19 protein-coding genes and 1 pseudogene are annotated in these 21,661 nt (G+C 63.5%); 9 read left to right on the top strand and 11 right to left on the bottom strand.

The window, feature by feature from the left end:
- Positions 1-142: 142 nt before the first annotated feature.
- Positions 143-1,135, bottom strand: a complete 993-nt coding sequence (locus ACOSV0_RS26580; RefSeq protein WP_434115137.1) for a LysR family transcriptional regulator — start codon at positions 1,133-1,135, stop codon at positions 143-145.
- 160 nt (positions 1,136-1,295) lie between these two features.
- Here ACOSV0_RS26580 and ACOSV0_RS26575 point away from each other — a divergent pair, with 160 nt between their 5' ends.
- The 3 genes from ACOSV0_RS26575 (at position 1,296) to ACOSV0_RS26565 (ending at position 4,649) form a co-directional block, all read left to right on the top strand.
- Positions 1,296-2,228 carry a dihydrodipicolinate synthase family protein gene (locus tag ACOSV0_RS26575; RefSeq protein ID WP_434115135.1) on the top strand — a complete coding sequence of 311 codons (933 nt, stop codon included), beginning with the start codon at positions 1,296-1,298 and terminating at the stop codon, positions 2,226-2,228.
- 227 nt (positions 2,229-2,455) lie between these two features.
- Entirely contained in the window at positions 2,456-3,832 is a 1,377-nt protein-coding gene (locus tag ACOSV0_RS26570; RefSeq protein WP_434115134.1) for an NAD(P)/FAD-dependent oxidoreductase, read from the top strand.
- 121 nt (positions 3,833-3,953) lie between these two features.
- Complete coding sequence (locus tag ACOSV0_RS26565; RefSeq protein ID WP_434115132.1) at positions 3,954-4,649, top strand: TetR family transcriptional regulator; 696 nt, start codon at positions 3,954-3,956, stop codon at positions 4,647-4,649.
- A 107-nt stretch (positions 4,650-4,756) separates the two neighbouring features.
- Here the strand turns inward: ACOSV0_RS26565 and ACOSV0_RS26560 are convergent, their stop codons facing one another.
- The 3 genes from ACOSV0_RS26560 to aroQ all read right to left on the bottom strand — a co-directional run bounded on the left by ACOSV0_RS26560 (position 4,757) and on the right by aroQ (position 7,606).
- The gene (locus ACOSV0_RS26560; RefSeq protein ID WP_434115130.1) at positions 4,757-6,136 is read right to left on the bottom strand and encodes an MFS transporter; all 1,380 of its coding nucleotides are present in this window, start codon (positions 6,134-6,136) and stop codon (positions 4,757-4,759) included.
- 124 nt (positions 6,137-6,260) lie between these two features.
- Positions 6,261-7,154, bottom strand: coding sequence for a shikimate dehydrogenase (locus ACOSV0_RS26555; protein WP_434115128.1), 894 nt, complete (start codon positions 7,152-7,154; stop codon positions 6,261-6,263).
- On the bottom strand, positions 7,151-7,606 hold the full coding sequence (aroQ, locus tag ACOSV0_RS26550; protein ID WP_434115126.1) for a type II 3-dehydroquinate dehydratase: 456 nt from the start codon (positions 7,604-7,606) through the stop codon (positions 7,151-7,153). Before aroQ ends, ACOSV0_RS26555 begins: the two co-directional genes overlap by 4 nt.
- 320 nt (positions 7,607-7,926) lie before the next feature.
- Here aroQ and ACOSV0_RS26545 point away from each other — a divergent pair, with 320 nt between their 5' ends.
- The 3 genes from ACOSV0_RS26545 (at position 7,927) to ACOSV0_RS26535 (ending at position 10,738) form a co-directional block, all read left to right on the top strand.
- Positions 7,927-9,810, top strand: a complete 1,884-nt coding sequence (locus ACOSV0_RS26545; RefSeq protein WP_434115124.1) for a bifunctional sugar phosphate isomerase/epimerase/4-hydroxyphenylpyruvate dioxygenase family protein — start codon at positions 7,927-7,929, stop codon at positions 9,808-9,810.
- A gap of 179 nt (positions 9,811-9,989) precedes the next feature.
- Entirely contained in the window at positions 9,990-10,322 is a 333-nt protein-coding gene (locus tag ACOSV0_RS26540; protein WP_200651445.1) for a hypothetical protein, read from the top strand.
- A gap of 155 nt (positions 10,323-10,477) precedes the next feature.
- Entirely contained in the window at positions 10,478-10,738 is a 261-nt protein-coding gene (locus tag ACOSV0_RS26535; protein ID WP_434115122.1) for a hypothetical protein, read from the top strand.
- 32 nt (positions 10,739-10,770) lie between these two features.
- On the opposite strand, the gene ACOSV0_RS26530 is transcribed toward ACOSV0_RS26535, so the two are convergent.
- The 6 genes and pseudogenes from ACOSV0_RS26530 to ACOSV0_RS26505 form a co-directional block, all read right to left on the bottom strand.
- A complete protein-coding gene (locus tag ACOSV0_RS26530; RefSeq protein ID WP_434115121.1) occupies positions 10,771-11,100 on the bottom strand; it encodes a hypothetical protein in 330 nt (109 codons plus the stop codon).
- Positions 11,101-11,111: 11 nt separating this feature from the next.
- Positions 11,112-11,879: a helix-turn-helix domain-containing protein gene (locus tag ACOSV0_RS26525; RefSeq protein ID WP_434115119.1), complete on the bottom strand. Its 768-nt coding sequence runs from the start codon at positions 11,877-11,879 to the stop codon at positions 11,112-11,114.
- A 257-nt stretch (positions 11,880-12,136) separates the two neighbouring features.
- Positions 12,137-13,417 (bottom strand): FAD-dependent oxidoreductase, encoded by a 1,281-nt coding sequence (locus ACOSV0_RS26520; protein ID WP_434115118.1) that lies wholly within the window; start codon positions 13,415-13,417, stop codon positions 12,137-12,139.
- Positions 13,418-13,569: 152 nt separating this feature from the next.
- Positions 13,570-13,821 (bottom strand): annotated as a pseudogene (locus tag ACOSV0_RS26515) ((2Fe-2S)-binding protein); the annotation flags it as partial.
- Entirely contained in the window at positions 13,814-14,941 is a 1,128-nt protein-coding gene (locus tag ACOSV0_RS26510) for an NAD(P)/FAD-dependent oxidoreductase (protein ID WP_434116153.1), read from the bottom strand. The gene ACOSV0_RS26510 and the pseudogene ACOSV0_RS26515, both read right to left, overlap by 8 nt.
- Positions 14,938-15,894: a 4-hydroxyproline epimerase gene (locus tag ACOSV0_RS26505; RefSeq protein WP_434115116.1), complete on the bottom strand. Its 957-nt coding sequence runs from the start codon at positions 15,892-15,894 to the stop codon at positions 14,938-14,940. Before ACOSV0_RS26505 ends, ACOSV0_RS26510 begins: the two co-directional genes overlap by 4 nt.
- Before the next feature lie 347 nt (positions 15,895-16,241).
- Between ACOSV0_RS26505 and ACOSV0_RS26500 the strand changes: the two genes are divergently transcribed.
- Complete coding sequence (locus tag ACOSV0_RS26500) at positions 16,242-17,147, top strand: dihydrodipicolinate synthase family protein (RefSeq protein ID WP_434115114.1); 906 nt, start codon at positions 16,242-16,244, stop codon at positions 17,145-17,147.
- A gap of 62 nt (positions 17,148-17,209) precedes the next feature.
- Here the strand turns inward: ACOSV0_RS26500 and ACOSV0_RS26495 are convergent, their stop codons facing one another.
- Positions 17,210-17,929, bottom strand: coding sequence for a response regulator transcription factor (locus ACOSV0_RS26495; RefSeq protein WP_434116152.1), 720 nt, complete (start codon positions 17,927-17,929; stop codon positions 17,210-17,212).
- Positions 17,930-18,337: 408 nt separating this feature from the next.
- On the opposite strand from ACOSV0_RS26495, the gene ACOSV0_RS26490 reads away from it, so the two are divergent.
- Both ACOSV0_RS26490 and ACOSV0_RS26485 read left to right on the top strand, forming a co-directional pair.
- A complete protein-coding gene (locus ACOSV0_RS26490; RefSeq protein ID WP_434115112.1) occupies positions 18,338-19,639 on the top strand; it encodes an MFS transporter in 1,302 nt (433 codons plus the stop codon).
- A gap of 160 nt (positions 19,640-19,799) precedes the next feature.
- Positions 19,800-21,452 (top strand): MFS transporter, encoded by a 1,653-nt coding sequence (locus tag ACOSV0_RS26485; RefSeq protein ID WP_434115111.1) that lies wholly within the window; start codon positions 19,800-19,802, stop codon positions 21,450-21,452.
- Positions 21,453-21,661: the final 209 nt, after the last annotated feature.

Raw genomic sequence — 21,661 nt, 5'->3', positions numbered from 1 at the left:
AGTGTAGCGCGGAACGCGAGCGTGCAATCGGTTCGGATTTACCCGAGAGTGTCGCCGCCGCAACACCGCAATCGCAGGGCATGGCGGAGCGTCGAACGGCGTGAGATATTGGACGTCTTGCGGGATTCGAAGAATCGCTGTTTCAGGCGGTTTTTTGCGCTTTTTGCTTTTTTATCACCTGATTCCGCAACGGCGCCGCCGCCTGCTCCACTGTCCGTTCACGCAGCAACTCGATGAATTGCTCAGCCGGCGGCGACAGCACGCCGCCTTTGCGCGTCACAACGCCGAAAGTTTGCGAAGGCGACTTTAATTTGACCGGTACGAAACGCAACATTTTCTGCCGCACGAACAATTCCGCGATCGCGGTCGGCAGGAGCGAAACCAGATCGGCACTGCTTTGCAGAAGCGCTACCGTCACGAAGGTAGAGGCGGTGGAGATCGGGTTGTCCGGCATCTCGAGACCCGCCAGATCCATCTCCCGTTCGAGCAACGCATGCAACGGCATATGTGACGGATACATGACCCAGCGGTGGCCGGCCAGGTCACGCAGCTTCACCTCCTTCCTCGGCAATGGCGGATGGCCGTAACCCACCACCACGGATAACGGCTCGTCTCCCAGCGGACGATAGTGATATTTCGACGGATCGGCGGCAACCGCAGCACGGCCGATCACCAGATCGAGCCGGCCCTGGTCGAGTTGCGACAGCATGCGCGCGCTCGTGTCTTCCACCACTTCAATCGACAAACCCGGCTGCCCGGCATGCAGATCGTTCAACGCCGGCACGACGCATTCCGGAATCGCGCCCATGATCGCGCCGATCGCGAGACGCCCGCCGCGCCCCGAGCGGATCTCGGCGACGTCCTGGCACAGCGCGGTCAAATCCGTCGCCACGAGCCGCGCATAGCGGATCACGCAGTGGCCGAACTGGTTCGGAATCATGCCGCTCTTCGAGCGCTCGAAGAGCGGCGCCTCGAACATCGACTCCAGCTCCTGCAACGCCTTGCTCGCAGCCGATTGCGTCATCGACATCGCACCGGCGGCCTTGTGCAGCGAGGTGTGGTCGTCGAGTGCGATCAGCAATTGCAACTGCTTCATGCGCAATCTCGACAGCAGAATGTTCAGGGTGTCTTTCATGGATGGCCGGGCGGCGGCTGGGTGAGTCGCAAAAGCGATCACAAGATGGAAACAATTCAATATACCCGCCACGCACGCCGCCGTATAGTCAGCGGCGGAGACATTCAAAAACCCACGCCTCGCCACGTCATCACCTCACCTCGGCAGAACGCCCACCACCATGACCCAGACACCTACCCCTGTTCCAATGCGCGGCGTGTTCCCCGTCGCCCCGACCATCTTCGACGAGAGCGGCCGTCTCGACCTCGAAGGCCAGAAACGTTGCATCGATTTCATGATCGACGCGGGCTCCAACGGCCTGTGCATTCTGGCGAACTTCTCAGAGCAATTCGCGCTGTCCGACGACGAGCGCAACACGCTGATGCACCTCGTGCTCGAACACGTCGCCGGCCGCGTGCCGGTGATCGTCACGACCACGCATTTCAGCTCACACCAGTGCGCCGAACGCAGCCGCAGCGCGCAAACCGCGGGCGCCGCGATGGTGATGATCATGCCGCCGTATCACGGCGCGACGATCCGCATCGGCGAGCGCGGTATTTACGAGTTCTATCGCACGGTGTCCGACGCCATCGGGATTCCGATCATGATCCAGGACGCACCGGTCAGCGGCACGGCGCTGTCGGCGCCATTTCTCGCGCGCATGGCGCGTGAACTGCAGAACGTGTCGTACTTCAAGATCGAGGTGCCGCAAGCGGCGAACAAGCTGCGCGAACTGATCGAGCTGGGCGGCGACGCCGTGGTGGGTCCGTGGGATGGCGAAGAAGCGATCACGCTGATGGCCGATCTCGATGCGGGCGCAACCGGTTCGATGACCGGCGGCGGTTACGCGGACGGCATCCGGTTGATCGTCGACGCCTATGCGGCGGGCGACACGGAAGCGGCTGCCGCGCATTATCAGCAATGGCTGCCGCTCATCAACTACGAAAACCGCCAGGGCGGCCTCGCCTCGTGCAAGGCGTTGATGAAAGAAGGCGGCGTGATTCGATCGGACGCGGTGCGCCATCCATTGCCGCCGATGCATCCGGCCACGCGTGCAGGCTTGCTGAAAGTTGCGCGGCGGCTCGATCCGCTGGTGTTGCGCTGGGGCGGCTAAGGTCAGTCCAAAGCTGCCGGGGGCAACCGGAAGCCTACAAAAGAACGACAAGCGAGATCGCCGAAGTTCTCACGGTCCCGCTCGGCATGCTGCCTGACAGCGCCAGCGGCAAGGTGACGGCCGGCATGCGCTTTGTTGCGGATGCCGGCTTTTTTTTTGGGGTATCCCTGCGCAGTCATCGCGCGATGGCTGGACGTGGGCGCGACATTGCCGTTACCCTAACCCCCATGCAAAGTTTTTACGAAGCCACCGTCAACCGCTCCGCCGGGCACTCGCCCGCTTACACGCCGCTAACCGGCCGGCGGGGCGTCAACGTCTGCATCATCGGCGCGGGCCTCGCGGGTTTGTCCACCGCGTTGGGACTCGCCGAACGCGGCGTCGCCGACATCGCTGTGCTCGAAGCCGAGCAGGTCGGCTTCGGCGCGTCCGGGCGCAACGGCGGTTTTGTGTTCGGCGGTTATAGCCTCGATTGCGCGGACCTGCTGAAAACCCTCGGGCCGGCCCGCGCGCGCGAACTCTATACGCTGACAACCGACGCCGTCGATCTGATGCGCAAACGTATCCAGCGCTACCGCATCGATTGCGATATGACCGATGCCGGCGTAATCCTCGCCAACTGGTTCGATGAACCGGCAAGACTCGACACGCAGCGGCGTTTGATGCGGGAGTCGTTCGGCGTCGAGTGGGAACCCATTGCGGCCGCGGAGCTCGCCTCGCAACTGAAGACGAACCGCTATCACGGTGGTCTGTTCGAGCGCAACGCGTTCCACTTCCATCCGCTGAAATATGTGCTCGGCGTCGCTGCCGCGGCGGCAAGCGCGGGCGTGCAGATTCACGAAAAATCGCCGGTTGTGCGCTTGCAGCGCGACGGCGCCCGGCGCATCGGCGCCCGGCACGACGGCGCACGGCGCAATGGCGTCCAACGCATCGACACCCGGCCTGAAGGCGCCGGGTTCGTGGTGCATACGCCGCACGGCGCGCTCGAAGCACGCCACGTCGTGATGGCAGGCGGCGGCTACGCCCGCAACGTCTACGCACGAGTCGAACGCGCGGTGCTGCCGATCGCCACCTACGTGATGGCCACCGAGCCGCTCGGCGCACGCCTGAAAGAGGCGATGGACACCCGCGCCGCGGTCTACGACACCCGCTTCGCCTTCGATTATTACCGCCCGCTACCCGACACCCGTATCCTGTGGGGCGGCCGCATCTCGGTTCGCGACCGCGCTCCCGACGTCATCGCGCGGCTGTTACGGCGCGATCTGCTGAAAGTCTATCCGCAGCTACACGGCGTGCGTATCGAACACGCCTGGGGCGGCCTGATGAGCTACGCGCGGCACAAGATGCCGCAAATCGGCCGCAGCGCCGACGGCGTCTGGTACGCGGTCGGCTTCGGCGGTCACGGCATGGCGCCCACCACCGTCTCAGGCGAATTATTGGCGGCGGCCATCTCCGGCGAACGGCCGGTGCCCGACGCGTTCGCGGCCTTCGGCCTGACGCCGGCCTACGGCGCGCTCGGCCTCGCGGCCGCGCAACTCACCTACACCGTCATGCAGACGCGTGACGCACTCGCCGCCCGGCGCTCCCCGGCCCGGCCGACGCCTTGATGCCATCCGCCGTGACGCTACTCGATGCGCCGCGCAATACGCCGCCGCTTATGCCCGTGACCTGCTCCGGAGGCAGGTTTTGCCATGCTAGAATGCGCCGTCACTGCCGCTCGAATACACAATGAAAAAGGGAAGCAAGGCCGCCGAGCCTGATACCAACGGCACCGCGTCCAACGCTCCGCGTACCGACGCCCGACGTAAGTACGATCCCGAACAGACGAAGCGCAACATCCTCGACGTCGCGACGCAGGAGTTCTCCGCGATGGGATTGACCGGCGCACGCGTCGACGCGATCGCGGAGCGCACGAACACCACCAAGCGCATGCTGTACTACTACTTCGGCAGCAAGGAAGGGTTGTACCAGGCGGTGCTGGAAAAAGTGTACGGCGACATTCGCGCGCTCGAACAGGATCTGCACGTCAGCGAACTCGATCCGGTCGAGGGCATGCGCGCGCTGGTCGAGTTCACGTTCGACTATCACGACCGTCAGCGCGATTTCGTCCGCCTCATCACGATCGAGAATATCAACGGCGCGAAATACGTCGAGCAGGTGAAGAGCTTCAAAGGCCGCAACGTCACCGTTATTCATACGATCGAAGATCTGCTCTCGCGCGGCATCGCGGCAGGACTGTTCCGCAGCGACGTCGATGCGATCGACCTGCACCTGATGATCAGCTCGCTGTGCTTTCACCGCATCGGCAATCGCCATACCTTCGGTACGGCGTTCGGCCGCGATCCGTCGCACCCGCGCCTGCGTGCGCGTCATCGCGCGATGATCGTCGACGCCGTGCTGCGTTTCGTGCGCAAGGAAGACTGAGGCGCGGCTTGAGACGAACCTGAAACGAGCCTGAAACGAAAAAGCGGGACCTGGCTAACACCAGGTCCCGCTTTTTTTGCGCAAGCTATTCGATCAAGCCGCGCGGCTCAATCCACCAGCACGATCCGCTTGATATCGCCGACGATAAAGATGTACGACAGCGCGCCGATCAACGCAACCGCGCCGATGAACACCAGCGCGCCGACAAACGAGCCGGTTGCCGCGACGATGAAACCCACCACCAGCGGCGTGACGATACCGGCCAGATTGGCGGCAAAGTTGAAGATGCCGCCGGTCACGCCGAGCAGGCCTTCGGGCGCAATGTCCGAGACCAGCGTCCAGCCCAGCGCCGCCATCCCCTGGGCGAAAAACGCCACCGACAGAATCGCGATCACCACCACGTTGCTCTCGACATAGTTGGCGAGAATGATCGTCGACGCGAGCAGCAGGCCGGCGATGATCGGCAGCTTGCGCGCCACATTCGCCGACTTGCCGCGACGCAGCAGCCAATCGGAGAAGAGGCCGCCGAACATCACACCGATCGACGCGGCAATGAACGGCATGATCGCGAAGAAGCCGATCTTCAGCCATGCCATATGGCGTTCGGTGGCGAGATACGTGGGGAACCACGTGAGGAAGAACACCAGCGTCGAATTGCCGGCGAACTGGCCGAGACAGATCCCCGTGAGCTGACGATGCTTGAGCAGGCGTCCGATGGTGCGCCATTCGAAGCCGCTCCTGGCACTTGCAGCCGCCGTACCAGCCGCGCCGGAAGATTCAGCGTCCTTCCTGCTATGCGTCAGACCGCCGCCTGCTTCGATATAGTCGAGCTCCGCCTGATTGGCGGACGGATGATCGCGCGGCTCGCGATAGAACATCCACCAGATCACGCCGAACACGAGACCCACGCCGCCCACTACGTAGAACAGCGAACGCCAGCCGAACGTGCCCATCAACATGAACAGAAACGGGCTGAAAAACGCGAGGCCGATATATTCGCCGACAGTGTACGTGCCGGTCGCCATCGCGCGTTCGCTCTGCGGAAACCAGGTGGCCACCACGCGGCTATTGGTCGGAAAGCACGGCGCTTCCGAGACGCCGAGGCCGAGCCGGAACACGAACAACGCGCCGATGCCATGCACGAGCCCTTGCGCGAGCGTGCAGAGCGACCAGAACGTCATCGACAGGAAATACGTGAGCTTGCTGCCAAAGCGGTCGAGAAAGAGACCGCCCGGAATTTGCGAGGCCACATAGCTCCACGAGAACACGGAAAACAGCAGTCCCATCAGCGCGGCGTTGATGCCGAGTTCTTTGGTCAGCTGCGGCGCCGCGATGCCGAGCACCGTGCGGTCCAGATAATTGATCATCGTGCCGACGGCCAGTAGCCCGAGGACCTGATAGCGGGCTTTCGAGCGACGCACGGTGCTCGCCGCGGCATTCGCCTGGCTTGTCCCGCCGGCGGGTGTGGAATGAATAGGTTGCGGCATATCGCTCTGTCTCCTCAATCTGGTTTGTGTGCCGGGTTTGCGCGCCGGTTGTGTACGGCTCGCGTGCTACCGGCTTAGCGTCCCCCATCTCCGAAAGGGGACGTCCTTCAGGGCTGGGACTTCCTTAGGGGCGTTGCAACAAGGACTGGAAGTGCGTGTAAACGCGCTCGGCGTCGGGTTCGAGGCCCGTGAAGATACGCATCGCGTCGACCGCCTGATACACCGCCATCCCGCCGCCGCTCAACGTGCGACAGCCGAGTTCTTCGGCGGCCTGCAGCAGCGCGGTGCGAATCGGGAAATAGACGATGTCCGATACCCACAAGTCGCGATGCAGCAATTCGGCCGGCAACGGCAAGCCGGGCAATTTCGCCATACCGGTGGGCGTCGCGTGAATCAGGCCGTTGGCGGCGGCAAGCGATTCGGCCAGCGAGTTGCCTGCATTGACGGTCGATGCCGGGAAACGCTTCTGCAATTCCGCGGCAAGCGATGCGGCGCGCCCGGCGTCCACGTCGAATAGCGTGAGCGTTTGCGCACCCATGGTCAGCGCGGCATGTGCGACCGCTGCACCCGCGCCGCCCGCGCCCAGTTGCACGACGCGCTCCAGCGATACGTCAGGCAAGCCGCGTTGAAACGCGCGGGCGAAGCCGGACCAATCGGTGTTGTGGCCGATACGCTTGCCGTCCTTGAACAGAACCGTGTTGACTGCGCCGAGTGCGCGCGCGTCGTCGGAGAGTTCGTCGAGCAGCGGAATCACAGCCTGCTTGCACGGATACGTGATGTTCAATCCGTTGTAGCCCATGCGTTCGGCGGCGACGAGCAAATCGGAGAGCGCCGTGAGGTCGAGCTTCAACGCTTCCAGATCGATGCGCCGATACACATAGTGCAGGCCGAGCTTGCTGCCCTCTTCCTCATGCATCGCGGGGCTGAGCGATCCGCCGATACCCGCGCCGATCAGACCGACGAGAAACGATCCGGCGCCCGTTTGCGTGGCCGCTTGTGTGTTCACCTGCGCGTTCATTTAGCCGCCCGGTTCTTGAGGATGGTCGCCATCCGCTCCAGCGCGAGCACATAGCCTTGCGTGCCGCAGCCAATGATGATCGCCTCGGCCACCGCCGACACGTACGAGTGATGCCGGAACGCTTCACGGCGATGCACGTTCGAAATATGCACTTCGATGACGGGTTTTTCGATCGCGGTGAGCGCGTCGGCAATCGCCACCGAGGTATGCGTGTAAGCCGCCGGATTGATCACGATGCCGTCGACCTTGTCGCGCGCCGCATGCAGCCAGTCGATGAGTTGATGCTCGGCGTTCGATTGGCAGAAGCCGACCGACAGGTCCAGCCGCTCACCCGCATCGCTGCAAAGTTTCGCGACGTCGTCCAGCGTTTCCGAGCCATAGATGGCGGGCTCGCGCGTGCCGAGCAGGTTGAGATTCGGTCCGTTGAGGACCAGCACAGATGCAAAACTCATGACAACCACTCCTGCAGAAATAAGGCATAAAGCGGGCCACAGCATGCGCCGTGGCTCTACAACGTGATCGCAGTGTGCGCGCATTGACCGCAATCGTCATTCGGGGTTTATACGAATTTGTACCATCTAGTTAGTTTGTATAAACTGTCGAGAATTCCGGTTAGTGTGGGCATTTCCAGCTTGTGTGTTTCTCATTGCAGGTAACCAGCTAGACCATTTTGCGCATTGCAGCATGGCGAAGCACAAGGTTTGCGGGTGCGTCACAGCGGCTGCTTCGCGTAGTCCCAACAGCCGTTTCATTGTTTTTGCAGGAGCCGTTCATGCAACGTTCGATTGCCACCGTGTCGATCAGCGGAACCCTTGTCGAGAAGCTGACCGCAATTCAGGTGGCGGGCTTCGAGGGCGTCGAAATCTTCGAGAACGATCTGCTGTATTTCGACGGCTCTCCCGCCGACGTGCGACGCATCGCCGAGGATCTCGGGCTGAAGATCATGCTGTTCCAGCCATTCCGCGATTTCGACGGCGTGAGCCCGGAGCGCCTCGAACGCAATCTGGATCGGGCGAAGCGCAAATTCGACGTGATGCACGAATTGGGTACGGACCGGATTCTGGTGTGCAGCAACGTCTCGCCCGACACCATCGGCGACGATTCGCTGATGACCGACCAACTGGGCGAACTGGCCCGCGCGGCCGGAGCGGCCGGCGTGATCGCCGGCTATGAGGCGCTCGCGTGGGGCAAGCATGTGAAGACCTACCGCCATGCGTGGAAGCTCGTCAACGCGGTGAATCATCCGAATCTTGGGCTTGTGCTCGACAGCTTTCACACGCTGTCGTTAAACGATACGGTGGACGGGATCGCCGAGATTCCCGGCGATCGCATTGCCTTCGTACAAATCGCCGATGCGCCGAAACTCGCCATGGACGTGCTCGAATGGAGCCGCCACTACCGCTGCTTCCCGGGCCAGGGCGATTTCGATCTGGCGGGCTTCACCGCGCAGGTCGTGAAAACCGGCTACACAGGGCCGCTTTCGCTCGAAATTTTCAACGACGGTTTTCGCGCCGCGCCGACTACGATCACCGCGGCGGACGGCCATCGCTCGCTGCTGTTCCTCGAAGAACAGACTCGCGCACGGCTCGAAGCCACGCAGCAACCGGTCGGCGGGCTCTATCAGTCGCCCGCTGCGCCCGCGCACGTCGGCTACCAGTTTCTCGAGTTCGCGGTCGACCACACCACCCGCGCGCACCTCGTCGATTGGCTCGGCAAGCTGCGCTTCCGGCAGGCAGGCCAGCATCGTTCGAAAGATGTGACGCTGTTTCAGCACGGCGCGGCCTCGATCGTGCTGAATGCCGAACCGGATTCGTTTGCCAACGCCTTTTTCCAGCAGCATGGGTTGTCGCTGTGCGCGTCGGCGTTTCGCGTGGACGACGCCAATCAGGCGTTCGAGCGCGCCGCCGGGTTCGGCTACGCGCCGTTCTCCGGCCAGATCGGCCCGAACGAACGCGTGCTGCCCGCCGTGCAGGCGCCTGACGGCAGCCTGAACTATTTCGTCGACGAAACGCCAGACCAGCCCACCCTGTTCGAAGCCGATTTCGTGCTCACCGACGTCAACGGTCCGACCGAAGTGGGGCCGCTCACGCGCATCGACCACGTTTGTCTGTCGGTGCCGGCGCCTTCGCTGGATACATGGGTTTTGTTTCTGCGGACCGCGTTCGGCTTCCAGGCCGAGCCGGGCGTGCTGGTGCCCGACCCGTACGGGCTGGTGCGCAGCCGCGCGCTGCGCAGTCGTGACGGGTCGGTGCGCATCGTACTGAACGCGTCCGTGGACCATCACACGGCAGTGGCCGAGGCTTTGCACACTTACCATGGCTCGGGCCTGAACCATGTCGCGTTCAGCACCAGCGACATCTTCAGCGCGATTCCCGAATTTGTCGCCGACGGTTTGCCGGTGCTGCGCATCCCGCGCAATTACTACGACGACCTCGCCGCGCGCTATGCGCTGCCGGACGAAACGCTCGAGGCACTGCGCGCGTACAACATCCTGTACGACCGGGACGAACGCGGCGGCGAGTTTTTCCACGCTTACACCGAACAACTGGATCAGCGTTTCTTCATGGAGATCGTCGAACGGCGCGGTGGCTATGACGGCTATGGCGCAGCCAATGCGGCTGTGCGGCTGGCAGCGCAGGCGCAGCGCCGGAAATAGGCGGTCGGCGGTCGGCGGTCGGCGGATTCGAGCAAATCAGGCACGGCCCGTGCTGTATCGACTCAAGCGGGCACACCGCACCGATATAATGGCGCTTAATCCGCGGTCCGGCGCCGTGCGCACTCTGTCCCATGTGGGTGCCGCGCGCATCGTCGGCCGAATGAAACGCCAGGAGAGATATGAAGAAGTTTGCCGTAGTCCTGTCAGTTCCCCTGCTTCTCAGCGCTTGCGCGTACTTCCAGAAGAATCCGGATGCCGGTGAACCGGTCACGGACACCACCACGCAGCGTTCGGTCAACGATGTGGTTGCCTGCCTGACGCAAGTGGCAACCAGCCACAACGCGGCGTTCAAGTCCACGGCAATTCCGCAAGGCCAGATGCTTGACTTCGGCGATTCGAATATCGTTAAGGTGCGCAGCGACAATGGCGCGACAACTTACCGTTTCTATGCGGGCAAGCGCCACGTGAACAATCTCTGGATCGAGTCAGCAAGTAAAACCTGCGCACCGTGAGGCGAACTAGAGTAACAATTGCCTAAGTGTAACGATCGGTAACTTGTTCCGGTGCCATCTTCGTGTCACTGTGTTACAGGACAATGGGTCTTAAGAATCGTTTAAGACTTCATCAGCATGATCCGTTCGACACTATCCCGCACAAGGTGCGCTCCATGAACCAGCCCGACCACAACACGAATGACACGCCGGCACCGGCGAAGCGGCCCACAATTCTGCGCCGTCTGCTGAGCCACCATGAATTGGCGACGTTGCTGCTGTTGCTGCACGCACCGATCGACGCATCCGCGAAACCCGAGATTCCGCAGCTTCACGAAGCCGGCTTGATCGAAACGGTCTCCGGCGACGCTGGCGGCTCGCATATCCGTCTGACGCCTGAAGGCAATGCAGTGCTGCGCGGGCTGGGCGTGAAATAACGCGCGTTTTACATGCGCGTTTTACATTTTAGTTACGCCTGCCATACGCCGTATCCCGCTTCGCGTAGTCCAATCCCCAACTCCACTTCCATATCCTGTGCGCCGCGGTAAGGCATGGGATTGAACACTTCATACAACTCGGGCATGAGACGCAGGCCGTAATCGCGCACATAGCGATTTGCCTGAATGCCGGCCTTGTGCCGGTCGAATCTCAGATCCGGGTCCAGTCCCGTCATTCCCACGTACACGCAAGGCTTGTCGAACCGGTAATCCGGATTCGCGCGACGAAAGCGCGCCTCGTTCCAGACCTTGTCGTCCAGCGCGACGACATAGACGTAGTAATGATGCTTGCGACGAGCCATGTGCGGGCAGCTCAGCTTCGCGAGGTTCCGTGCAGCAGCATCCGGTACTCGGTCGGCGTGACGCCGACGGTCGCCTTGAATTGGCGCGTAAAGGCGCTGTGGTCGGTGTAGCCGCAGAGCGCGGCGACGTCGGTGACCTTGTCGTGCGAAACCAGCAGCGCAGTGGCCGCGTCCAGCCGCGTTTTCAGCAACACCTGGCGCGGCGTCAAATGAAACACTTTATGAAAATAGCGCTCCAGCTGCGCCACCGACATATCCGCCATCGCGGCGAGCTGTTTCAGATTCAGCGGCTGCACGTAGTTATCCTGGATGGACTGCACCACGGCGGCCAGCCGGCTGTAGGCGGGATGACTGCTTTCGTCCGCTTTCAGGTCGCGGGAAATGCCGGCGAGGCCGACCACTTTGCCCGCCGGATCACGCAACGGCTGCTTGCAGGTCAGGCACCAACCCGGCTGACGTCCGGGATACAGATGCAGTTCCAGTTGATCGATCATCTGGCTGCCGACGTTGATGATCGCTTCGTCCTGCGCGGTATAGATGCGGCCGAAGCGGCGCGGGAAGACGTCCTCGGCGGTCTTGCCGAGCAACGCGGTCTTTTCCTTGAAGCCGCAGCGCGAAGCCAGCGTGCGATTGACCAGCGCATAGCGGGCATGCGCGTCCTTGACGAAGAACACGACGTCCGGCATCGCGTCGAACACGGGCTCGAGCAGCGTGAAATGCGACAGCATGCCGGACAACGTTGCGTCGTCCGGTTCGAGCGGATGAGCCAGCGTGTTCATCGTGCGGGTTCCGTGGTCGTTGCGGTTGCGGTTGCGGTTGCGGTTGCGGTTATGCGTTCGTTGGTGAATCCGTGCTTTGTCGGGACACTCGCCCGTGCGGTTGCCGGTAGCTTTACTCGAACATTCGCCGACGCGTTTGCCGTTGCCATACGTGTGTCGGTATTTCACCTGCGCATTACGCGACGTAGCGCCTGCGGTCGATTATAGGGCCGAGCAGCCGCTGACAATATCCACCCTGCGTGCCGTCGATACCGGCGTCATTCAGCCGGCGGCTGCTCGCCGCTCGCCGCCATCAACGTGCCGATTTGCGCCGGGCTGAACGGCGGGCGCGGCATCGCAGCGCTCCAGCCGAAATACAGGCCGGCCGCGGCGCCGCAGATTCGTCCCTGGCATGCGCCCATTCCGCAGCGGGTATGCAGCTTCGCCTCGCGCCAATCCGGATAGGCGCGCACTTCGCCGACGCTGACATCTTCGCAGCGGCAAAGCAGCGTGGCATCGTCGGGCGGCGTACGCGCGGCGGCCTGCAAGGCAAAGGCCGTTTCGACGCGCCGACCGAAGCGCCGCCATCGCGCTCGTTGCGAATCCAGCGCGGTGTGGCTTGCTGAAGCTCCGCTCGCGAACAGGCCCGCGATCTCGCCTTCCACACCTGCCAGTTCCGCGCCGCCGACACCCGTGCATTCGCCTGCCGCCAGCACGCCGTCGATCGAAGTCCGCTGCTCACCGTCGACGACGATCTCGCCCGCTTCGCTGATCGCACAGCCGAGCGCCTGCGCAAGCGTGATGTTCGGCACGAGTCCATAACCGCACGCGATGCGGTCGCAGTCGAGCGTCGACACGCGTTGACCTCGCCGGATAATCACGCACTCGACGCGGCCATCGCCAGCAGCTTGCTGCACCATGCTGCCGGTCCAGTAACGCACGCCCGCGAAGCCGCGCGTCATGGCAACGGCTTGTCGCAACTTCGCTGGTTCGGCCAACAGGGAGATGCCGAATCGGGCGACCTCGAGCGCCGAAGCCTGCTCCACGACCGCTACCACCTGCGCCCCGGCAGCACGTGCGGTGGCAAGCGCGGCGATCAGCAAAGGACCGCTGCCTGCAATCACGATCCGTTCGCCACGCACCGGCATGCCGCCTTTGATGAGCGCCTGCAGTGCGCCCGCACCGGTCACGCCGGGCAGCGTCCAGCCGGGGAACGGCAATAGACGCTCGCGCGCGCCGGTCGCGAGGATCAACTTGTCGTAGGTGATCGACAAGCCACCATGTTCGGCCGATTCAAGCAGCAAACCGCGTGGATTCATCGGCGCAATCACGCGAGTCGACGGAAAAAGGGTGATGTTGGTTCGCGTCTTCAAGGCAGCGAGCAGGCCTTGCAGCGGCGCTTGCGGCGAATGGCCAGGACCTTGCCGCCAGATTTGGCCACCGGCGCGCGGATTGTCGTCGAGCAGCGCGACCGTAGCGCCCTCGCGTGCCGCTGCCTGTGCGGCGTTCAACCCGGCTGGACCGGCGCCCACGATGACGATATCGAAGTGCTGATTCATCGCGGGCCTGTGGTGGTGGTGGCGTTTGCGCCGTTTGCGCCGTTTGCGCTGGATTCGCTGGATTCGCTGGATTCGCTGGATTCGCTCGTCGCGTTGGTAGCGTTGGATACGTAGGCCGCGTTAGTCACCGTAGCCGTAGCCGCAGCGAAAGTCGTGCAAACCACCTGCCCCTCGCGGCAAAGCGTCTGGCACGCCAACGCATGGGCCCGGCCGTCGATCGTGACGCGGCACTCCTGGCACACACCCATCCCGCACAGTGCTGCGCGCGGCTGGCCGCTCACCGACGTCCGCGTGCCGCTCACACCCGCAATGACGAGCGCCGCAGCCACAGTCGTGCCCGCCTCGACCGCGACGCTTCTACCGTCGATCGTCAAGTGAAGACGTACTGCATTGGCGCTAGTCATGAGCCACCTTTTGCGCAAAACGAACCGGCAAGTACGGCTCGACCGGAATCGGCGCGACGCTCCCAGTGATTTGCGCGGCAAGCAACTTTGCGGTTGCGAGCGAGGTCGTCACGCCAAGGCCTTCGTGCCCCACCGCGAGCCACACGCCGGGCGAAAAATCGCCGGCCGGACCGATCAACGGCAAACCATCGGGCGACGCTGCACGAAAGCCGGTCCACGCGCGGATGCCATTGAGCGTCGGCAGCACCGGCAGATAGTGCGCCGCGCGCTGCAACATCTGCGCGAGCACCGGCATGTCGACGACAGGATCGGTCGTATCGAACTGGCGCGAAGACCCGATCAGCAGTTGGCCGGTTGGACGCGGCTGCGCATTGAATGCCACCGAGGTGCCGAGCGCGTGATGCGCGCTCTTGATGTAGCCCAGTTCGAGCAGTTGATGGCGAATGAGTTCGGGGTAACGGTCCGTGATCAGCAGATGCCCTTTCTTCGGCTGCAACGGCAGCGAGCGCAGCAGTTGCTGAGCGCCCAAACCATTCGCGACGATCACATGCGCGGCGCCGATGCGTTCGCCATCGGCAAGCGTCACGCCATCAGCATCGACTGAGGCAGCCCGTGTGCCGAGCCGAACACGAATATTCGAGACTCCTGAGGATTGTGTCAGCAGCCACTCGGCAACGGTGGGCGCATACACGACGCTGTCGTGCTCGATCCGCAAGCCGCCCGCCATCGATGCCGCCAGCGCCGGCTCGCACGCCCGCAACGCAGCCGCGTCGAGCAGTTGTGCCGAGACACCCTGTGCTTCGAACGCGGCATGCATGGTGCGGGCGGCTTGCCACTCTTCATCGTCGGCGGCGACCCATAGCGTGCCGCAACGCGCGAACGCGTCGCGCGTGCGCAGTTGTGGCGCGAGCGCCAGCCACAAGTCGCGTGAATAGCGGCTCAATGCAAATTCCGCGGGCGAGTCGTTCATCACGACGATGTGGCCCATGCCCGCCGCCGTTGCGCCGCCGCCGATGCCCTGCGCGTCGAGTACCTCGACCCGCATGCCGAGCGCGGCCAGCTCCGCCGCGCAAGCCGCGCCGACGATGCCGGCGCCGATGATCAGCGCGTCCGCGATCATGCCGTGCGGATGCCCCACGCGAACGGGTCGCGCTCGTCGAAACACAAACGCCCTTCGGCCATGATGTGCGCGTGACCGGTGATGGTCGGGATCACCGAAACGCCGTCGCCGGCATCGCGATAGCTCGCCTCGAACACGCTGCCGATGATGCTCTCCTGCCGCCACACGGCGCCTTCGGCCAGCTTGCCGTCGGCGGCGAGGCAGGCGATTTTCGCGCTCGTGCCGGTACCGCACGGCGAGCGGTCGTACGCGTTGCCGGGACACAGCACGAAGCTGCGGCTGTCGATGCCGTCGCGCGAGCCGGGTCCAAAGAGTTCGATGTGGTCGATCAAGGCGCCGTCCGCGCCGGTGATGCGCTGCGCGATCAGCGCGTCGCGGATGGCCGCACTGAACGTGGTCAACTCGGCGATACCCGCTGCCTCCAGCGTGCGCCCGTGCTCGGCGACGAGAAAGAACCAGTTGCCGCCCCAGGCGATATCGCCATTCAACATGCCGTAGCCCGGCACGCTCACCTGCACGCCCTGCCGGTAGCGATAAGCCGGCACGTTGCGCACCGCCACACTGCCGTCCTCGTTGAGCGTTGCTTCGACGACGCCGACCGGCGTCTCGATCCGATGACGCCCTGGCCCGATCCGCCCCATGTGCGCGAGCGAGACGACGAGGCCGATCGTGCCATGCCCGCACATGCCGAGATAGCCGACATTGTTGAAGAAAATCACGCCGGCCGCGCACGCCGGGTCGTCCGGCTCGCACAGCAGCCCGCCGACCACCACGTCCGAGCCGCGCGGTTCGGTGACGATGCCGGCGCGCCAGTCGTCGAAATGCGTGCGAAACACGTCGAGACGCTGCGCCAGCGTGCCGCCGCCGAGCGCCGGGCCACCCGACACCACCAGGCGGGTCGGTTCACCGCCGGTGTGCGAGTCGATAATGTCTAGGGTTTTCATAATGCACATGGTAGGAAGGCCGGGCCTCGGAGTCTTGGTGTGCTTACGCGTGGATTGTGACGATTTCAGCACAATATTTACGCCCGCATATTCACGCGTGGATCCCGGAAAACAGGCAAAGTCTACGGCTGAACAACGTACGTCGGCCGGACTCAGATGCGCACGCGCGACCCGCTCCATACAACTTCAACGCCGTTTGCGTTTTGTCTTGAAATAGTCGGCCCACCCAAGCTTGCTTGGCTTACCGGCATAACCGCTATGCCGAAATCGTCATCCACCACGCGCGAATCGCGCAAGACGGCGGCATTTTCCCTGCTTACACTGCGCTTCGACACATCACAATCAGGAGAGCAGTCGTGGCGCATATCTGGGAAGGCGTATTACCTGCGGTCACCACCAAATTCCACGCGGATTTCAGCATAGACCGCGAATGGACCGGCAAGAATATCGAGGCGCAGATCGACGCGGGCGTGGACGGCATCATCGTGTGCGGGTCGCTCGGCGAAGCGTCGACGCTCTCGCTGGACGAAAAGCTGCAAGTGCTCGACATCGCGGTCGAGGCATCGCGCGGACGCGTGCCGGTTTTGCTGACCATCGCCGAAAACAGCACGCTCGATGCCTGCCGCCAGGCCGAAGCCGGCAGCCGGCATGGCGCAGCCGGTTTTATGGTGCTGCCCGGGTTGCGCTATCTGTCGGACCGGCGCGAAACGCTGCATCACTTTCGCAGCGTCGCCGATGCCAGCGCGTTGCCGCTGATGATCTATAACAATCCGCTGGCCTATGGCGTCGACATGACGCCCGAAATGTTCGCGGAAATCGCCGATGAAAAGAAGATCGTCGCGATCAAGGAATCATGCGGCGATGTGCGGCGCGTGACCGATCTGATCAACGTGGTCGGCGACCGCTTCGCGATCTTGTGCGGCGTCGACAACCTCGCGATGGAAGCGATCCTGATGGGTGCGCATGGCTGGGTGGCCGGTCTCGTGTGCGCGTTTCCGCGTGAGACGGTGGTGATTTACAAGTTGCTGAAGGCCGGCCGTCTTGAAGAAGCGCGGGCGATCTATCGCTGGTTCGCGCCCCTGCTCGCGCTCGACGTCTCGTCGAAGCTGGTGCAGAACATCAAGCTGGCCGAAACGATCGTCGGGCTTGGTACGGAGCCGGTGCGGCCGCCGCGCCTTCCGTTGGCCGGCGACGAACGCAAATCGGTGGAAGCGTTGATTCGCCAGTCGATTGAAACCCGGCCGGCGCTGCCGCAGGTCTGAGTTGCGGCACGATGATGGGTAACCGCTCCCGGCCGCGGCGCGGCCGGTGATGTGCCGGTTTGTCAGGCCGCCTGCTGCTCCGCGGCCGCTTCACCTTGCCGCAAATGCAGCAGCCGATAGCCGCTCTTGTAAACGGGTTGCAGCCGGAAGTCGTTCTGCGGCTCGATCTCAAGCAGCAAACGCAGGCGCGACACATGGCTGTCGATCGTGCGGGTGAACTCGCGAAATTCACGGCCCCACACCATCGCGAAAATATGGTCGCGCGACATGACGCGGCCGATATTGGAAAAGAACAACGACGCCAACCGGTATTGCGTACCCGATAGCTGCACCGGCTGGCCGCGCAGCATGACGAGCTGGCGATGCGTGTCGAAATGGTAGGGGCCCACGTCGAAGCTCGCGCTGCTAAAACGGTCCGGATAGGCGCGGCGCAGCAACGCCGCGATGCGCTCGCGGAACTCGCCCGGCCGCAACGGCAGCGAAACATAGTCGTCGGCCCCGCTGGCAAAGGCGCGCACCACGCTCTCCTCCGACGTCTCCGCCGATGCGAACACGACCGGCAGCCGGTCGCCGCCGACGGCGCGCACCGATCGCAGGACCTCGGCGCCGGACAGGCGCGTGCCTTGCCAGTCCAGTATCAGCAGATCGACGGTGGAGCGGGCGAGCGCTTTCGACATGGTCAAACCGTCGTCGTAGGCCATGCAGGTATGGCTGGCGCCCATAAGGATCTTTTCGATCGACTGACGCATGACGGGGTCACGCTGAAGAATGGCAATGCGCATGAGATGACTCTTAACTGATAGCTTGGACGCGATTCTCAGAGGGACGCCCCGGCCATCCCATAGGAGCATTCCTAATTTGCGTACCAATCGCCCCACTCCGACAGGCGGGCGCACCATTCCTACACTCGAGCGCGACGGCTCGCACGGCACGCAATCACTGCGCCCCAGCACATCATCAAAACGACACGTCCTAAGGAACTTTTTCCAATCTAATTAAGCACTTCCCGAAGCAAACGGCTTTCATCCTGTAAAATCCCCGCCCGGCGCCTGTCGTCATCGTGCCTGCCCTACCCGGGCCGGCGCGCCGGTGTCCCGTGCTCTACCCAGCGCTTGCCACACTTCTCGCCTGACGACCGCCGTATTTCCACGCGCTACGTGTGGTTTCCAATTCAAGACAAGATACAAGCAATGCAAGCGACAAATCTGGGTGGAGCGCAGGCTGTCACCCCACGTCCTCTTGGGCGAAGCGACTACAAGACTCTCGGCCTCGCCGCGCTCGGCGGGGCGCTGGAGTTTTACGACTTCATCATCTTCGTATTCTTTGCGCCGGCGATCGGCCAGTTGTTCTTCCCCGCCGCGATGCCGGACTGGCTGCGTCAGGTGCAGACCTTCGGCATCTTCGCGGCGGGCTACCTGGCACGGCCGCTCGGCGGCATCATCATGGCGCACTTCGGCGACCTGTTCGGCCGCAAGCGCATGTTCACGCTGAGCGTGCTGCTGATGTCGGTGCCGACGCTGATGATGGGTCTGCTGCCCACCTACGCCAGCATCGGCGTGATGGCCCCGGTATTGCTGCTGCTGTTCCGCGTGATGCAGGGCGCGGCGGTCGGCGGGGAAGTGCCGGGCGCCTGGGTATTCGTCTCCGAACACGTGCCGCAGCGGCACGTCGGCTACGCGTGCGGCACGCTGACGGCCGGCCTCACGGCGGGCATCCTGCTCGGCTCGCTGATCGCATCGGCGGTGAATCGCAACTTCGTGCCCGCGGAAATCTCCGCTTACGCCTGGCGCATTCCGTTCCTGGTGGGCGGCGTGTTCGGCATGTTCTCGGTTTATCTGCGCCGCTGGCTGCATGAGACGCCGGTGTTCGCCGAGCTCAAGCAACGCAAGGCCATCGCCGCGGAAGTGCCGCTCAAGGCTGTGTTGCGCGACCATGGCCGCGCCGTGATCGTGTCGATGCTGCTGACGTGGATGCTGTCGGCCGCGATCGTCGTAGTGATTCTGATGACGCCGACGCTGCTGCAGAAGCAGTTTCATATCGCGCCGGCCACCGCGTTGCTGGCGAACTGCGTGGCGACGCTGTGCCTGACGATCGGTTGCGTGATGGCGGGTTCGATCGCCGGCCGGATCGGCGCGGGACGCACGATTTTCATCGGCGGCCTGGCATTGGCCGTGACGTACTACGTGATGTTCCAGCAGCTCGCGGTCGATACATCGGCACTGGTGCCGCTGTACGCCGTGGCCGGGCTTTTCGTCGGCGTGATCGGCGCGATTCCGTTCGTGCTGGTCAAGGCGTTCCCGCCCGTCGTGCGATTCTCGGGTATCTCGTTCTCGTATAACGTCGCCTACGCGGTGTTCGGCGGCCTGACGCCAATCGCCGTTTCACTGATGATGAAATCGAACCCGATGGCGGCGCCCCTGTATGTCGGCGCGATCTGCATTGTCGGCGCATTGACTACGCTGTTTATCAAAGACGCGCCGCAAACGCGCTAATCGAGCTGTTTCGCAATGGCGCACCGCCTGGTGCGCCGTTCGTTGTTTGCATCGGTTGTTTGCATCGGCTTTATGCCCCGCCTCCCTGGCTGGTTCGGCGACATCCATACTTCACGCCGGATCGAAACATCGTGCGCTGCATCGGCCTACGATGTTTCTCATGAACTCATCCAATACTTCCCGCTCACCCGCCCTCGGCCGCATTCTCGCGACGGTCAGCGTGGGCTTCGTCGTCACGCAACTCGACGTGACTATCGTCAACATCGCGCTGCCTAAGATCGGTGCGGACCTGCATGCGAATGTCGCGGGGCTGCAATGGGTCGTCGACGCGTACACGCTCGCTTTCGCCGTGTTGATGCTGTCGGCGGGCGCGCTCGGCGACCGGCTCGGCACGCGACGCATGTACGCGGCCGGCATCGTGCTGTTCGCGCTCGCATCGCTCGCCTGCGGATTGGCGCTCGATGCCACCATGCTGGTCGCGGCGCGCGCGGTACAGGGCATTGGCGCCGCCGCCATGTTGCCGAACTCGCTGGCGCTGCTCAACCGGTCCTACGGCCACGATCCGAAGCTACGGGCGCGCGCAGTCGGGCTATGGACCGCTGCGGGCGCGATTTCGATCGCGGCCGGACCGGTGGTCGGCGGTCTGCTGATTGCGGCGTTCGGTTGGCGCAGCATCTTTCTTGTCAATCTGCCGATTTGCGTAGCTGGTTTCCTGGCAACGCTGCTCTGGGTGCCACGGCCTGGATCCGCGCGGAAAGACGCGCGAGAGTCGGCTCCTGCTCCTGCTCCTGCTCCTGCTCCTGCTCCTGCTCCTGCTCCTGCTCCTGCTCCTGCTACAACTACAACTACAACTACGACTGGAACTGGAACTGGAACTGGGACTGGAACCCGCACGGGGACTGTGATGACGGCGGACACTGGCGCGACAACTACGGCTAGAAGCACAACAACCGCGTCGACTACCGCCAAAGCAATCCCGCGTGGCATCGATCTGAGCGGTCAGGCCCTTGCGATCGTCGCGCTCACCGCCTTCGTGGCCGCCGTGATCGAATTGCGGCCGCTGGGGCTGAACCATCCGCTGGTAGCCGGCGGGTTCATAGCCGCGCTCATCGCAACAGGTAGCTTTATCGCCGTGGAAGCACGCGTCGCGGCGCCGATGCTGCCGCTCTCGCTATTCAGCAAGCGCACGTTCAACGCGGCGGTGCTGTTCGGCATCTGCGTGAATCTGACGTACTACGGCATGGTGTTCGTACTGAGTCTGTATTTGCAACGCGTACGTGGAGATACCCCACTGCAGGCGGGCCTCGCCTTCCTGCCGCTGACGGGCGGATTTCTGCTCTCGAACGTGGCGAGCGGCTGGGTGGTCGGGCGCTTCGGCGTACGTGTGCCAATGATCGCCGGCGCAATCACCGCGGGACTCGGGTATGGCCTGCTGCATTTCGTCGATGCGTCTACGCCGCTTGCCGGCCTGCTGCTGCCGTTCCTGCTGATTCCCTCGGGAATGGGCCTTGCTGTCCCGGCGATGACGACCGCCGTGCTGGCCTCCGTCGAAGCAGAGCGCGCGGGCATTGCGTCCGCCGTGCTCAATACCGCCCGGCAAGCAGGCGGCGCGGTGGGTGTAGCCGCGTTCGGCGCGTTGGCGAGCGGTGCCGCCGCCACGCAGATCGTCTCGGGCATGCAGGCCGCGACGGCCATCTCGGTCGGTCTGCTGGTGGCCGGTGGCGTAATGGCCTGCCTTGTGCATCCGGAGCCGCACGCATCGTCTCCGAAGCCGCACAAGATTGGGGGCAGGCAGGTTCCAGAGTCGCGCTGATCGTCTCATCGCGTTGGCCGGCGCGAATCGGTGAATCGGTGAACCGGTGAACCGCAAATTCCCAAACTGCGAACCGCGAATCGTCGAACCACCGAACCACCGAACCACCGAACCACCGAACCACCGAACCACCGAACCACTCTTAGCGTGTCACGTCGTTTCATCGTGAGTGCGAAAAAAGACCCCCGCGGAGCGTAAGCATCGCGGGG

The organism is Paraburkholderia caffeinilytica, from assembly GCF_051027425.1.
Taxonomy (GTDB): domain Bacteria; phylum Pseudomonadota; class Gammaproteobacteria; order Burkholderiales; family Burkholderiaceae; genus Paraburkholderia; species Paraburkholderia caffeinilytica_A.
The sequence above is the reverse complement of the archived record's forward strand: the minus strand, read 5'-3'. Positions and strand labels throughout refer to the sequence as shown.

What these genes read in the sequence shown, in the direction of transcription:
- ACOSV0_RS26580 (WP_434115137.1), bottom strand. Translation starts at nt 1,135, where the DNA reads ATGAAAGACACCCTGAACATTCTGCTGTCGAGATTGCGCATGAAGCAG.
- ACOSV0_RS26575 (WP_434115135.1), top strand. Translation starts at nt 1,296, where the DNA reads ATGACCCAGACACCTACCCCTGTTCCAATGCGCGGCGTGTTCCCCGTC.
- ACOSV0_RS26570 (WP_434115134.1), top strand. Translation starts at nt 2,456, where the DNA reads ATGCAAAGTTTTTACGAAGCCACCGTCAACCGCTCCGCCGGGCACTCG.
- ACOSV0_RS26565 (WP_434115132.1), top strand. Translation starts at nt 3,954, where the DNA reads ATGAAAAAGGGAAGCAAGGCCGCCGAGCCTGATACCAACGGCACCGCG.
- ACOSV0_RS26560 (WP_434115130.1), bottom strand. Translation starts at nt 6,136, where the DNA reads ATGCCGCAACCTATTCATTCCACACCCGCCGGCGGGACAAGCCAGGCG.
- ACOSV0_RS26555 (WP_434115128.1), bottom strand. Translation starts at nt 7,154, where the DNA reads ATGAACGCGCAGGTGAACACACAAGCGGCCACGCAAACGGGCGCCGGA.
- aroQ (WP_434115126.1), bottom strand. Translation starts at nt 7,606, where the DNA reads ATGAGTTTTGCATCTGTGCTGGTCCTCAACGGACCGAATCTCAACCTG.
- ACOSV0_RS26545 (WP_434115124.1), top strand. Translation starts at nt 7,927, where the DNA reads ATGCAACGTTCGATTGCCACCGTGTCGATCAGCGGAACCCTTGTCGAG.
- ACOSV0_RS26540 (WP_200651445.1), top strand. Translation starts at nt 9,990, where the DNA reads ATGAAGAAGTTTGCCGTAGTCCTGTCAGTTCCCCTGCTTCTCAGCGCT.
- ACOSV0_RS26535 (WP_434115122.1), top strand. Translation starts at nt 10,478, where the DNA reads ATGAACCAGCCCGACCACAACACGAATGACACGCCGGCACCGGCGAAG.
- ACOSV0_RS26530 (WP_434115121.1), bottom strand. Translation starts at nt 11,100, where the DNA reads ATGGCTCGTCGCAAGCATCATTACTACGTCTATGTCGTCGCGCTGGAC.
- ACOSV0_RS26525 (WP_434115119.1), bottom strand. Translation starts at nt 11,879, where the DNA reads ATGAACACGCTGGCTCATCCGCTCGAACCGGACGACGCAACGTTGTCC.
- ACOSV0_RS26520 (WP_434115118.1), bottom strand. Translation starts at nt 13,417, where the DNA reads ATGAATCAGCACTTCGATATCGTCATCGTGGGCGCCGGTCCAGCCGGG.
- ACOSV0_RS26510 (WP_434116153.1), bottom strand. Translation starts at nt 14,941, where the DNA reads ATGATCGCGGACGCGCTGATCATCGGCGCCGGCATCGTCGGCGCGGCT.
- ACOSV0_RS26505 (WP_434115116.1), bottom strand. Translation starts at nt 15,894, where the DNA reads ATGTGCATTATGAAAACCCTAGACATTATCGACTCGCACACCGGCGGT.
- ACOSV0_RS26495 (WP_434116152.1), bottom strand. Translation starts at nt 17,929, where the DNA reads ATGCGCATTGCCATTCTTCAGCGTGACCCCGTCATGCGTCAGTCGATC.
- ACOSV0_RS26490 (WP_434115112.1), top strand. Translation starts at nt 18,338, where the DNA reads ATGCAAGCGACAAATCTGGGTGGAGCGCAGGCTGTCACCCCACGTCCT.
- ACOSV0_RS26485 (WP_434115111.1), top strand. Translation starts at nt 19,800, where the DNA reads ATGAACTCATCCAATACTTCCCGCTCACCCGCCCTCGGCCGCATTCTC.